The organism is Domibacillus sp., from assembly GCF_031181085.1.
In the GTDB taxonomy this organism is placed as follows: domain Bacteria; phylum Bacillota; class Bacilli; order Bacillales; family Domibacillaceae; genus Domibacillus.
Window position 1 is genome coordinate 118580 of record NZ_JAPSLE010000002.1, and the last position, 12473, is coordinate 131052.

General features: G+C 47.1%; 13 protein-coding genes. All 13 read left to right on the plus strand.

Annotated features, from left to right (window positions below; translation table 11 throughout):
* The 13 genes from bshA (at window position 1) to RIN81_RS04390 (ending at window position 12457) form a co-directional block, all read left to right on the plus strand.
* The gene (bshA, locus tag RIN81_RS04330) at window positions 1–1143 is read left to right on the plus strand and encodes an N-acetyl-alpha-D-glucosaminyl L-malate synthase BshA (protein ID WP_309087748.1); all 1143 of its coding nucleotides are present in this window, start codon (window positions 1–3) and stop codon (window positions 1141–1143) included.
* A complete protein-coding gene (locus tag RIN81_RS04335; RefSeq protein WP_309087750.1) occupies window positions 1136–2332 on the plus strand; it encodes a CCA tRNA nucleotidyltransferase in 1197 nt (398 codons plus the stop codon). Before bshA ends, RIN81_RS04335 begins: the two co-directional genes overlap by 8 nt.
* Window positions 2317–3291 carry a biotin--[acetyl-CoA-carboxylase] ligase gene (locus tag RIN81_RS04340; protein WP_309087752.1) on the plus strand — a complete coding sequence of 325 codons (975 nt, stop codon included), beginning with the start codon at window positions 2317–2319 and terminating at the stop codon, window positions 3289–3291. The genes RIN81_RS04335 and RIN81_RS04340 overlap by 16 nt, the downstream gene beginning before the upstream one ends.
* Before the next feature lie 237 nt (window positions 3292–3528).
* Window positions 3529–4368: a 3-methyl-2-oxobutanoate hydroxymethyltransferase gene (panB, locus tag RIN81_RS04345; RefSeq protein ID WP_309087754.1), complete on the plus strand. Its 840-nt coding sequence runs from the start codon at window positions 3529–3531 to the stop codon at window positions 4366–4368.
* A complete protein-coding gene (panC, locus tag RIN81_RS04350) occupies window positions 4365–5237 on the plus strand; it encodes a pantoate--beta-alanine ligase (protein WP_309087756.1) in 873 nt (290 codons plus the stop codon). The genes panB and panC overlap by 4 nt, the downstream gene beginning before the upstream one ends.
* Window positions 5222–5605, plus strand: a complete 384-nt coding sequence (gene panD / locus RIN81_RS04355; protein WP_242233633.1) for an aspartate 1-decarboxylase — start codon at window positions 5222–5224, stop codon at window positions 5603–5605. The genes panC and panD overlap by 16 nt, the downstream gene beginning before the upstream one ends.
* Before the next feature lie 189 nt (window positions 5606–5794).
* Window positions 5795–8599, plus strand: a complete 2805-nt coding sequence (gene dinG / locus RIN81_RS04360) for an ATP-dependent DNA helicase DinG (RefSeq protein WP_309087758.1) — start codon at window positions 5795–5797, stop codon at window positions 8597–8599.
* A gap of 51 nt (window positions 8600–8650) precedes the next feature.
* Window positions 8651–8821, plus strand: a complete 171-nt coding sequence (locus RIN81_RS04365) for a YpmA family protein (protein ID WP_309087760.1) — start codon at window positions 8651–8653, stop codon at window positions 8819–8821.
* Window positions 8822–8837: 16 nt separating this feature from the next.
* Window positions 8838–9326: a cell wall elongation regulator TseB-like domain-containing protein gene (locus RIN81_RS04370; protein ID WP_309087762.1), complete on the plus strand. Its 489-nt coding sequence runs from the start codon at window positions 8838–8840 to the stop codon at window positions 9324–9326.
* 19 nt (window positions 9327–9345) lie between these two features.
* Window positions 9346–10539, plus strand: a complete 1194-nt coding sequence (locus tag RIN81_RS04375) for a pyridoxal phosphate-dependent aminotransferase (protein WP_309087764.1) — start codon at window positions 9346–9348, stop codon at window positions 10537–10539.
* 95 nt (window positions 10540–10634) lie between these two features.
* On the plus strand, window positions 10635–11321 hold the full coding sequence (locus tag RIN81_RS04380) for a DnaD domain-containing protein (RefSeq protein WP_309087766.1): 687 nt from the start codon (window positions 10635–10637) through the stop codon (window positions 11319–11321).
* A gap of 15 nt (window positions 11322–11336) precedes the next feature.
* Complete coding sequence (nth, locus tag RIN81_RS04385) at window positions 11337–11996, plus strand: endonuclease III (RefSeq protein ID WP_309087769.1); 660 nt, start codon at window positions 11337–11339, stop codon at window positions 11994–11996.
* Window positions 11993–12457 carry a YpoC family protein gene (locus RIN81_RS04390; RefSeq protein ID WP_309087771.1) on the plus strand — a complete coding sequence of 155 codons (465 nt, stop codon included), beginning with the start codon at window positions 11993–11995 and terminating at the stop codon, window positions 12455–12457. Before nth ends, RIN81_RS04390 begins: the two co-directional genes overlap by 4 nt.
* The last annotated feature ends 16 nt before the right edge of the window (window positions 12458–12473 follow it).

Here is a 12473-nt window from a genome sequence, read left to right on the forward strand (position 1 = left end):
ATGGGATTAAACATTGGTATTACATGCTATCCATCTGTGGGCGGGTCAGGCGTCGTGGCAACGGAGCTTGGCAAGCTTCTGGCTGAGCAGGGGCATACCATTCATTTTATTACATCGGCTGTTCCGTTTCGGCTTAATCGGGTATACCCAAATATCTTTTTTCATCAAGTGGAAGTCAATCAATATTCGGTTTTTCAGTACCCGCCTTATGATATTGCCCTCGCAAGCAAAATGGCTGAGGTGATTGAGCGTGAAAAGCTTGATATTTTACACGTTCATTATGCAATCCCGCACGCAGTTTGCGCTATTCTAGGCAAGCAGATGGCCAAGTCGAATGTAAAAATCGTGACCACGCTGCATGGAACGGATATTACGGTGCTTGGCACAGATTCGGCACTGGCACCAGCCATTAAATTCGGTATTGAACAATCGGATGCGGTCACAGCTGTTTCTCACTCGCTTGTAAAGCAGACAAAAGAGATGATCGCGCCGGATAAGCATATTGAAACCGTGTACAACTTTATTGATGAGCGTGTATACCGCCCCGTTGAGACGGCCCGCCATTTAAGGAAAGAGTTTGGCATCAAAGATGAGGAAAAAGTGGTGATTCATGTATCGAATTTCCGCGCCGTCAAACGGGTCACAGATGTAATAAAAGTATTTGCCAACATTGCTGAGCAAATGCCCGCAAAGCTTCTCCTTGTTGGAGATGGGCCGGAGATGACGGTTGTCTGCCGGCTGGCCGAATCACTTGGACTTGAAGGACAAGTGCTTTATCTTGGAAAGCAAAACAATTTAGCGGAATTATACACGATCAGCGATGTGAAGCTTCTTCTGTCAGAGAAAGAAAGCTTTGGACTCGTCGCTCTTGAGGCGATGGCATGCGGCGTGCCGTGTATTGGAACTAATGCAGGCGGCATTCCGGAAGTGATTGAGGACGGTGAAAACGGCTTTGTCCGTCCCATTGGTGACATCGAAGCGATCAGCGGGGCAGCGATTGAATTGCTGACAAATGAAGCCTTATATGAACGAATGAAGCAGCGGTCAATAAAAACCGTTCAGGAGCAGTTTCATTCATCTGATATTGTAAAGCAATATGAACGTATTTATTACAGCTTGCTGGAGGAAGCCACTTATGATTGACCATCCTTTTTTTCGCCAGGCGCTGCCGGTTATTGCACGCCTGGAAGAAGCGGGCTTCGAAGCATTTTTTGTCGGCGGAGCGGTCCGGGACCTTTTTCTGGGCCGCCCTGTTCATGATGTGGATATTGCCACATCAGCAGTGCCGGCTGAAGTAAAAGCAGTGTTTAGGAATACGGTTGACGTCGGTATTGATCATGGAACAATCCTTGTTTTGCATGATGGTATTGGATTCGAAGTGACCACATTTCGGACTGAATCCGAATATACCGATTTCAGGCGGCCAGACGAGGTCCGGTTTGTCCGTTCCCTGTATGAAGATTTAAAGCGCCGCGATTTTACGATGAATGCAATGGCGATGAATAAAAATGGCGAATGGATTGACCCCTTTGGCGGAAAAGAAGATATCCAAACGAGAAAAATCCGGACTGTAGGCCGTGCAGGCGAACGTTTTTCAGAGGATGCCCTCCGAATGATGCGTGCTGCCCGGTTCGTTAGTCAGTTGTCTTTTCGTTTGGATGACGATACGAAGGAAGCGATGACCGAGCATGCGCCGCTGCTCGGTCACATCGCCGTTGAGCGGAAGCTGAACGAAATGGATAAACTGTTTAGCGGTTACGATAAGCGCCAGGCGGTGGCTGTATTAATTGAAACAGGACTTTATCAATTTCTGCCGGGGCTGGATGGACAAAAGCCCGCGCTTACCCGATTGGCAGGTCTTCCGATTGAAGGGCTGACAGCAGATCAGGTTTGGACAGCGGCAGCTTACTTGTGTGCAGAGGAAGATCCGGTCCCATTTTTAACACAATGGCGGCTTCCGCAAAAAAGAATTAAAAGCATCAGCCGAAGTGTTCGAACGTTAATTCAGTTTTTAGCGAAAGGCGTTACCGATTGGCAGCTTTTTCAAGGCGGTCTCCAGTCATCTGTTGACGCAGCGGCTGCAGGGTACGCACTGACCGGAGGAAAAGAGCTGGATGCCGGAAGTGCAGCCAGCCGTTTTGAATCGCTTCCGATAAAAAGCCGTCACGATCTCGCCATTACAGGAAATGATTTGATCCAATGGGCGTCCAAGTCAAGGGGTCCATGGATAAAAGAAGTGCTCGAACGAACGGAGCGGGCTGTCATTGCACGCGACGTTCCAAACGAGCGAACGGAAATTGAAAGGTGGCTGCATGCATGCAATCTTCTGTAAAGCATAAGCTGCTCGAGGTGTTTTCAAAAGCAGACGGTGAGTTTGTATCCGGACAGGCATTGGCAGACTACATTGGCTGTTCGCGAACCGCTGTCTGGAAGCATATTGAATCACTGCGGCAGGAAGGCTTTGAGCTTGAAGCAGTACGAAACAAGGGTTACCGTATTACAGGGAAGCCTGATAAAGTAAGTGAAAATGAGTTGTTAATCGGCCTTCAAACGGACCAGCTCGGTAAACAAATTATTTTTAAAGAAACAGTAGAATCTACGCAGAAAGAAGCACATAAAATCGCGGAAGAATCAGAGGAAGGAACGCTGGTCATTGCGGAAGAGCAAACAGCAGGGCGCGGCCGCATGACCAGAGCGTGGCATTCTCCTAAAGGTACAGGAATTTGGCTGAGTCTTATCTTAAAGCCAAACCTTCCGCCTGTAAAAGCGCCGCAGTTTACGTTGATTGCGGCTGTGGCCGTTGCAGAAGCTATTCAGGATGTAACCGGGCTCACACCGGAAATCAAGTGGCCCAATGATCTTTTGATGAACGGGAAAAAAATAACCGGTATTTTAACAGAACTTCAAGCGGATGCTGACCGTATCCGTTCCATTATCATTGGGATTGGCATGAATGTAAACCAGCAGGCATTTCCGGCTGAGCTTGAAGGCATTGCTACTTCACTCGCCATTGAAAAAGGAGAAACCATCTCCCGCGCTAAGCTTGTACAGGCTATCCTTAAAAATATGGAAATCCACTATAAAGAGTATGTGGAAAACGGGTTTGCCTCGATCAAAGAAAAATGGGAATCGTTTGCCGTTTCGATTGGACGTCATATTACAGCCCGAACTGTGAATGGCTCGATTCGAGGGAAGGCAATTGGGATTACAGAAGAAGGCGTATTAAAGCTGCAGGATGAAGAAGGTATCATTCACTCGATCTACTCAGCGGACATTGAAATTGAACGGTAGTCAAATGAGGAGATGCCTGCTATAATAATCGTGAACAAGGGCGGTATCATGATTGAACTGCACCGCGTTCTGAAAGTAAAACGTATTTTATGACAAGACAAACACTGCCTTGATCCGAATGGACAGGGACAGAGGGTCGAAACATTATTCCGTTTACAGCGGGGTCCTTCTGCTTCTTTCCAGCAAAAGGACCCTTTTTTATTGTTTCGTCTCCTCTGATCAAAAGGAGGAAACAGCGTGAAGCGAACAGCAGATTTTATTAAGATGAAAGCCGGTCAGGAAAAAATCGCGATGATTACAGCGTATGACTACCCATCAGCCAAGCAGGCGGAAGCAGGCGGTTCAGACATTATTTTAGTTGGTGATTCTCTCGGCATGACCGTGCTTGGGTATGAATCTACGGTTTACGTGACAATTGAAGACATGGTTCATCATACAAAAGCTGTTAAGCGGGGGGCCCGCAATACATTTGTCGTAACAGATATGCCGTTTATGACTTACCACGTAAACAAAGAACAAACGTTAAATACAGCCCGTGCCATCATGCAGGCCGGAGGTGCCGATGCCGTTAAACTTGAAGGGGCCGGCGAAGTTGTGGACCGCGTCCGTGAATTAACGGCAGCCGGAGTGCCGGTATGCGCACATCTTGGGCTTACACCGCAGTCTGTTGGCGTGCTCGGCGGCTATAAGGTACAGGGGAAAACAGCTGAAGCCGCGCAGCAGCTGTTGGCCGATGCAAAAGCGATGGAGCAGGCCGGAGCGTTTATGCTGGTGCTTGAATGTGTACCGCATCAAGTGGCGCAGTCGGTTGCAAAGGCGCTTCACATTCCGGTTATTGGCATTGGAGCGGGTGTGGAAACCGACGGGCAAGTGCTTGTGTATCATGACATCACACGTTATGGAGTGGACCGGACAGCAAAATTTGTGAAAAGTTATGCGGATTTTGACCAAGACGGCATACAAGCTGTTTCTTCTTACGTAGCGGACGTAAAAGCAGGCGCATTTCCAGCCGAAGAGCATACCTTTACGATGAAGGAAGAAGAGCTGGATCGTTTGTACGGGGGCGTCCATTCATGAAAATTGTCCGTACGATCTCCGATTTAAAAAAAGAAATACGGGCAGCTCAATCGGCCGGACAGTCCATTGGTTTTGTGCCTACGATGGGTTTTTTGCATGAAGGCCACCTGACGCTTGTCCGACAGGCACGCAGCCAAAATGACGTTGTGGTGATGTCTATTTTTGTCAACCCGCTTCAATTTGGGCCAAATGAAGATTTTGAGCGTTATCCCCGTGATGAAGAACGGGATACACTGCTTGCAGGAGAAGCAGGGGTAGACCTTTTGTTTCTGCCGTCAGTAGAAGAAATATATCCGGAAGAGCCGGCTGTGACGCTGACCGTTCATAAACGGACGAATGCGCTGTGCGGTCTTTCACGAGAAGGCCATTTTGACGGAGTGGCAACGGTGGTCATGAAGCTGTTCCATTTAACCGAAGCAGACCGTGCTTATTTCGGAAAAAAAGATGCCCAACAGCTTGCTGTGATTCATGGCTTAGTGGATGCGCTCAACGTACCAATCGAAATTATTGGTGTGGATACTGTGAGAGAGCCGGACGGCCTCGCAAAAAGTTCACGGAATGTATACCTGCTTCCGGAAGAACGGGAAAAAGCGCCAGCCATCTATAAAGCGCTTGGGCTGATCAAGCAGTCCGTTGAAGCGGGGGAAACCGATGTCGCTTCCTTAAAGCAAAAAGCGCGTTACGTATTGGAAGAAGAGGCAGGAGCAGTGATCAATTACCTTGAGATTTTATCTTATCCTGCCCTTGAGCCGATTGAGAAGGTCAACGAAACAATCATTGCGGCCGCAGCTATGCAGTACAAGCAGGCGCGTTTAATTGATAATGTGATTTTACCAGTGAAAGGAAGTGCGCCATGTACCGCACAATGATGAACGGAAAAATCCACCGTGCAACGGTGACCGAGGCCAATTTAAACTATGTCGGCAGTATTACGATCGATGAGGATCTGCTTGATGCAGCAGGCATGCTGCCGAATGAGAAAGTGCAGATTGTCAACAATAATAACGGTGCACGTCTGGAAACATATATTATTCCGGGTGAGCGCGGCAGCGGCGTCGTTTGTTTAAACGGTGCAGCGGCGCGTCTTGTTCAGCCCGGTGATACCGTTATTATTATTTCTTATGTTCTAGTAGCGGAAGAAAAGGTAAAAGAGCACAAACCAAAAGTGCTGATTATGGACGCTGATAACCGGATTGCCGACATGCTTCATCAAGAACCGGCTTCTACCATTATGTAAGAATGTAGACCGCTGTTTATCCAGCGGTCTTTTTTTTATCAAATTTGGCACTTTTGTCCGTCAAGCTTCCGTTGTTTTGAAGAAAAGACGCCTGGCGGATGCTTTTGTTTGAATTGATGCCCATAAGCAGGCACCTTTTGCTCTTCTTATGGTAAACTGATAAAGAATTTACTTAAAGGTGTGTTTGCCGTGATCAATGATATTCGATTTACCGTGGCAGATTTTGAAACAACGGGCCACTCTTATGCAAGCGGCGGCCGTATTATGCAGGCTGCTTTTGTGGCAGTTGAAAATGGCCGGATTGAAAGCCAGTTCAGCACATATTTAAACCCGGAAATGCCGATTCCTCCTTTTATTCAGGAGCTGACTGGAATTGAGGATGAAGCGGTCCGGAAAGCTCCTTTTTTTCAGGAAGAAGCAGAGCGCTTTCGGGAATGGCTGGCCGATTCGGTTTTTGTGGCCCATAATGTTTTTTTTGACTTGCCTTTTTTAAACAGCGAACTGGAGGCGGCCGGTTATCCGCCTTTTACCGGTTCTTTTATTGATACAGTAGAGCTTGCAAAAATTGTCCTGCCTGTCTCGGACAGCTATAAACTGGGGGATTTATCCGATCAATTTCGTCTGAGCCACGGGCAGAAGCATCGAGCGGACAGTGATGCCCGTGCAACAGCGGAATTGTTTATTTACCTTGTCGACCGTCTGGAAGAGCTTCCGCTTGTCACAATTGAACAATTGCTGAAGCTGTCAACGGGGTTGAAAAGTGATATTCATTTGCTGCTGTCGCGTATCGCAGCGGAAAAAAAGCAGCGTGTAGAAATGCTGCCAGAGGAATGGACTGTGTACCGGGGACTTGCACTGCGCACAAAAAAACAGCCGGAAAAACGCAAAGCAGACGAGTCGATCTCGTTTCCTCAAACTGAGGAAGAAAAGTGGGAGCTGCTTGCAGGTGCTCCCGGCATGCAAAGACGTCCCGGCCAGATGGAAATGATGGAGGCGGTGCAGCACTTTTTTCAAAACAAAGAGCATACCGTCATTGAAGCCGGAACCGGGACCGGCAAGTCGCTGGCGTATTTGCTGCCGGCTGTTTATGAAAGCCGGCGAAGCGGCCGGCCGGTTGTTGTATCCACTTATACGGTTCTGCTGCAGCATCAGCTGCTTGAACGGGAGCTTGCAAAGCTTGAAATTCTTCTGCCTTTTCATGTGAAAGCTGCCGTACTAAAGGGAAAGCGCCATTATCTGGATCTGTCCCGCTTTGTTCGGTCGCTGCGTGAAAAAGAGCGGAATTATGACCGGATTATCACAAAAATGCAAATGCTTGTCTGGCTGCTTGAAACTGAAACCGGTGACGGCGATGAATTAAATTTATCTTCAGGCGGCGCCCTATTTTGGAAAGAAGTATGCCAGGCAGACGATTATATGAATAAAGCAAAGCAGGCATGGAGAAAGCATGACTTCGCCCGGTATGCGAAGGAAGTAGCGGCCAGTGCAGATATTATTGTTACAAACCATTCCTTTTTAATTGCCGATATGAAGGCGGCAAAGCCGATTTTGGTGCCGGGGAGCTTTATTTTAATCGATGAAGCACACCGGTTCGAACGAGCGGCAAGAGAACGGCTTGGCCGGGAGCTTTCAGTAGCAGATTTAAAGTTTTTTATGGGGAAAATCGGTACAACGGAGGAAAGGCGGCTTCTGTATCATTTAAATCGGATTGAATCAAAGCGTCTTACAGAGCGGCCGTCGGAAAAAATAATGACTGCTGTATCCGCCGTTTTAACGGAGGCAGAAGAATGGCTTGGCGTTGTTTCTGCTTTTTTTGAACGGCAGACATCCCGCACAAACCATGCGAAGCGCCAGCTCGCTATCACGGAAAAAAGCCGGAATATGGCCGGCTGGCAGCAAATCGAGTATGGCGCTGAACGTTTATACACTAAGGTGTCCCGTTTAGTGGAAGTGGCAGAAGAGAAAGTCCTTCCAATTGAAGATATTCGCAAGCAGCTTTCCGCCCGGGATGAATTATATGTGGATGATGCCCTTTTGTTTTTAGACCGGTGCCGAAACTGGAATCAACAGCTGTTTGAACTCGTGTTTCGTCCTGATGAAGAAGAAGTAGTGTGGATCGAGGGCGATGTACGCTCACTGTCCAATACGCTGACCATGCGGACACAGCCCGTTCAGCCGGGTGCTCTTATTCAGTCGTATTTATTGGAACGGCATCACGTCCTTTTTACTTCCGCTACGCTGACAGTTGAGCAGTCTTTCCAATTCTTTGCACGGGAAATGGGTCTGGAAGCTTTTTCGTACCGGAAACATGTGATTCCTTCACCGTTTGATTATGCGAACCACTGCCGGATTGTCATTCCAAACGATGTGCCGGATGTGAAAGAAACCGATCAGGACACATATGCGCAGGCCGTGGCTGATTATATTATCGCGGCCGCAGAAACAGCAGGCGGACGCATGCTTGTTCTGTTTACTTCGTTTGATATTTTAAAGAGAACACATGATTTTATTCGGGAAACAGAGCTGCTGGCCGAATACGCGATTTTTGCACAGGGCATCACAGGCGGCAGTGTAACACGTCTGGCTAAAAATTTTCGCCAGTATGATAAATCAATTCTGCTTGGAACCGGCGCTCTGTGGGAAGGCATTGATATTCCGGGAGAGGATTTATCTGTTCTGTTTATCGTGCGTCTTCCATTTGCTCCGCCGGATGATCCTTTTGTCGAGGCGAAAAACGAGCAGCTGAAGCGGGAAGGGGAAAATGCATTTTCTGCCTACTCGCTTCCGCAGGCTGTTATTAGGTTCAGACAGGGATTTGGCAGGCTGATTCGCACGGAATCAGACCGGGGAGTAGCAGTCCTGTTTGATCGTCGTGTCCTATCAAGCCGTTATGGAAAAGCGTTTCTTCAATCGATTCCAGATGTTCCAGCGAAAGAGCTCGATATCACTGGCACGATGGACTTGATCGAAAAGTGGATTCCAGGAGAAAAATAATTGTATGAAGGCTTATTATTCCTGCTATAATTTGAGCCAGGAGGGATTTTAATGGAGTCAAAGATCGAAGTACTTTCCATGGTGAAAGTAGAGAATAACGGCGATTTGTATAAGCTTGTCGATACGTTGAACCGGACGCTGAAACGGGAGAACTTAATGTTCGGCCTTGCATTGGATGCGGAAGATCAAACAAAAGCTGTTTTTACAATTTACCGAACGTAATGAAGATGTGGTGAATATGCGAACAAATTTTAAAAAGTGGTTATTAATAATCGGAATTCCTTTGCTTCTAATTGCGATTATTGTCGCAATAATGTATAATAATGCACAAAAACCGTATGAAAAAGCCAGAGAGGCTGCTTTAGAACAGCTTCAGAAAAAAGCGTCTCTTTCGCAAATCGACGATGTGTACGTATATAACGGCACAAAAGCGTATTATACGGGTACAGGGAAGGATGAAAGCGGAAAAGATGTGGCGGTTTGGCTCCAGCAAAACGGCAAGTCCGATCCAATCGTCCAGCCGCTCAAAGGCAATGTAACGGAAAAGGAAGCACGCGCTCTCTTCAAGGAGGAAGCGGGCGATGCAGACATTTTATCGCTGACACTTGGCTTAGAAGGCAAAACCCCTGTCTGGCTGTTTACGTTTGAAAATAAAAACGGCCGCTTGAATTATTACTATTTGTCTTTTACAGATGGTACATGGTGGAAAAAGGTTGAAAACATTTAACAGAATGGAGAATGGATTCATGGATGTACAATTAGCAGAACGCGTAAAAGCATTAACCCCTTCAACAACCTTGGCGATTACAGCAAAAGCGAAGGAATTGAAAGCACAGGGTAAAGACGTGATTGGCCTTGGAGCGGGGGAGCCGGACTTTAATACACCGGATCATATTATTGAAGCAGCCTATGAATCGTTAAAAGACGGCCAGACGAAATACACACCGGCTGGCGGTTTAGCGGAATTAAAAAATGCGATTATGGAGAAATTCCAGCAGGATCAGGGCATTACATATAAAGCAAACGAAATTATTGTCACAACAGGCGCGAAGCACGCCCTTTACAACTTATTTCAGGTGATTTTAAACGAAGGCGATGAAGTGATCATCCCGACACCTTACTGGGTAAGTTATCCGGAGCAGGTAAAGCTTGCAGACGGTGTTCCGGTTTATATTGACGGAAAAGAATCCAACGATTTTAAAATTACACCGGATCAGCTTGAAGCTGCTATCACGGAAAAAACAAAAGCTGTGATTATCAACTCTCCATCTAACCCAACAGGCATGCTTTATTCTGAGGATGAGCTGAAAGCGTTAGGAGAAGTGGCCCTCCGCCATAATATTTGGATCGTATCTGATGAAATTTACGAAAAGCTTGTGTACGGCGACAACAAGCATGTATCGATCGCCCAATTGTCTCCTGAATTAAAAGAGCAGACGATTGTGATTAACGGAGTATCGAAATCTCACTCCATGACAGGCTGGCGCATCGGGTATGCAGCCGGTAATGCGCAAGTGATCAAAGCGATGACAGACCTTGCGAGCCATTCAACATCTAATCCGACGTCAACAGCTCAATACGGTGCGATTGCAGCTTATAAAGGCACGCAGGAGCCTGTAGAAGTGATGAAAAAAGCGTTTGAAGAACGCTTAAATATTATTCATGCGAAATTAAATGAAATTCCAGGGGTTACGTGCTTAAAGCCGCAAGGTGCTTTTTATTTGTACCCGAATGTAACAGAAGCAGCGTCCCTGACTGGCCATGCGAATGTGGATGACTTTGTGACAGCGCTGCTTGAAGAAGCAAATGTGGCGGTAGTGCCAGGAAGCGGCTTTGGCACACCGGATAATATCCGTCTTTCCTACGCGACATCACTTGAATTGCTTGAAAAAGCAGTTGAGCGCATTGCGGATTATGTAAAATCAAACCAAAAAGGGTAATATCGATTAGAAAAGCGGTCCATTCGGGCGGCTTTTCTTTTTTTCCGTGTCCTAGTATAATATGAAGCATTGCAAAGGGTCGAGGTGGAATGAACATGAAAGAAAAAGAAATGATGATTCGCTGGATGGAACAGGGTGCAACAAGCATCCCGAACGTTCTGTTGGAAAACTACAAGCGGCTGTCCTTAAATGAGCAGGAAATGATGGTGCTGCTGCATATTTACGCATATGCGCAAAAAGGCATTACTTTCCCGAGCTTTGAGGAGCTGTCGAACCGTATGTCGATGTCGTCTTCTGACTGTGCAGGCTGCGTGAAAAAGCTGATTCAAAAGCAGGTCGTCGCGATCGAACAGGGCAGCCAGACCGGCTATGAGTTTTATTCGCTGGAACCTCTTTGGCACAAGCTGGCTTCCATTTTTGAATCAGATGCGAGAGGCCAGTCGGTGCAGCAGGCTATGGTTGAAGAAAAAGATTTGTACAGTTTATTTGAAGAAGAATTCGGCCGGCCGCTTTCCTCCATTGAATGTGAAACATTGGCGCTCTGGATTGACCAGGATGGCCATGAGCCGCCTGTGATCAAAGCAGCGCTCAGAGAAGCAGTTCTGTCTATGAAATTGAACTTCCGCTATATTGACCGCATTTTATTTGAATGGAAAAAGCAAGGGATTAAAACAGTGGAGCAGGCGCGCGAGCAGGGGAAAAAGTTTCGTAAACCAACTGGAGCCGAACAAATTTCCCGTTCTGAGCATGCCGTCCCGTTTTACAACTGGCTGGAGCAGTAAGGAGAACCGATCAATATGCTGAACAAAATCCAAATTCGCCGCTGCCTGGATACATTTGCCGAAATGTTTCCGGACGCACACTGCGAATTAAATCATCAAAATCCGTTTGAGCTGGTCGTAGCAGTCGCACTGTCAGCGCAATGTACAGATGCGCTCGTCAACAAAGTAACCAAAGGGCTGTTTGAGAAATATAAGACGCCGGAAGATTATTTAGCGGTTCCGCTTGAAGAGCTGGAGCAGGATATCCGCTCCATTGGATTGTACCGAAACAAAGCGAAAAACATTCAAAAAATGTCGCGGATGCTGCTGGAGGATTTTAGCGGTATTGTCCCTGACACACAGGATCGGCTTGTTAAGCTGCCGGGTGTCGGCCGAAAAACCGCCAATGTCGTGGCTTCTGTTGCATTTGGTGTTCCCGCTATCGCGGTTGATACACATGTAGAGAGGGTGTCTAAGCGGCTCGGTTTCTGCCGCTGGAAGGACAATGTAACCGAAGTGGAAAACACGCTTATGCGCAAAATTCCAAAGGAAGAATGGTCGGATACACATCATCGAATGATTTTCTTCGGCCGCTATCATTGTAAAGCGCAGGCACCTCGCTGTCCGGAATGTCCGCTGCTTGATATATGCCGCGAAGGAAAAAAACGTATGAAGCTTGGAGGCACGCGTGTATGACAGTAAGGATCCCTGAAGAGCTTCGGTATTTTTCAAATGAAAGGGAAGCAGAACTGCCCGAATCCGTTTGTATATATCCATATTTTAAATATGAATTGGGCGGAGAAAAACCGTGGGAAAGTGAAAAAAGTGGTCTCCCGCTGCTTGAGTCGGCCTGGGCAAAGATGGAACAGGCACTTGATGAAAAACAGCGTATACGCAGTAAAGATGTAAAAGAAGAAGTGGATGCGCTGTTGGCCATGTTTTTTATGGCGCTGTTTTGGGTAAACGGACAGCCGGCAGCCCCAGCGCTCTGGAAGGAAAAACAAGCGGATTTTGCGGTAAAGCCGATTAATTTTTTGGAGCGGTTCACTTATATTGATAACCGTCCTTACACATACATGGCTTATCGCCAGCTGATCGAGCTGATGACAGAGCTGAAAAAAGCCGCCGCTGTTTACGCAATAAAAAATCCCCGATGAGATTAAACTCATCGGG

Bases quoted from the DNA above. Each gene is read 5' to 3' on its own strand.
- panC (WP_309087756.1), top strand. From the start codon at position 4,365: ATGAAAATTGTCCGTACGATCTCCGATTTAAAAAAAGAAATACGGGCA.
- panD (WP_242233633.1), top strand. From the start codon at position 5,222: ATGTACCGCACAATGATGAACGGAAAAATCCACCGTGCAACGGTGACC.
- RIN81_RS04335 (WP_309087750.1), top strand. From the start codon at position 1,136: ATGATTGACCATCCTTTTTTTCGCCAGGCGCTGCCGGTTATTGCACGC.
- nth (WP_309087769.1), top strand. From the start codon at position 11,337: ATGCTGAACAAAATCCAAATTCGCCGCTGCCTGGATACATTTGCCGAA.
- RIN81_RS04390 (WP_309087771.1), top strand. From the start codon at position 11,993: ATGACAGTAAGGATCCCTGAAGAGCTTCGGTATTTTTCAAATGAAAGG.
- RIN81_RS04370 (WP_309087762.1), top strand. From the start codon at position 8,838: ATGCGAACAAATTTTAAAAAGTGGTTATTAATAATCGGAATTCCTTTG.
- RIN81_RS04375 (WP_309087764.1), top strand. From the start codon at position 9,346: ATGGATGTACAATTAGCAGAACGCGTAAAAGCATTAACCCCTTCAACA.
- RIN81_RS04380 (WP_309087766.1), top strand. From the start codon at position 10,635: ATGAAAGAAAAAGAAATGATGATTCGCTGGATGGAACAGGGTGCAACA.
- RIN81_RS04340 (WP_309087752.1), top strand. From the start codon at position 2,317: ATGCAATCTTCTGTAAAGCATAAGCTGCTCGAGGTGTTTTCAAAAGCA.
- RIN81_RS04365 (WP_309087760.1), top strand. From the start codon at position 8,651: ATGGAGTCAAAGATCGAAGTACTTTCCATGGTGAAAGTAGAGAATAAC.
- bshA (WP_309087748.1), top strand. From the start codon at position 1: ATGGGATTAAACATTGGTATTACATGCTATCCATCTGTGGGCGGGTCA.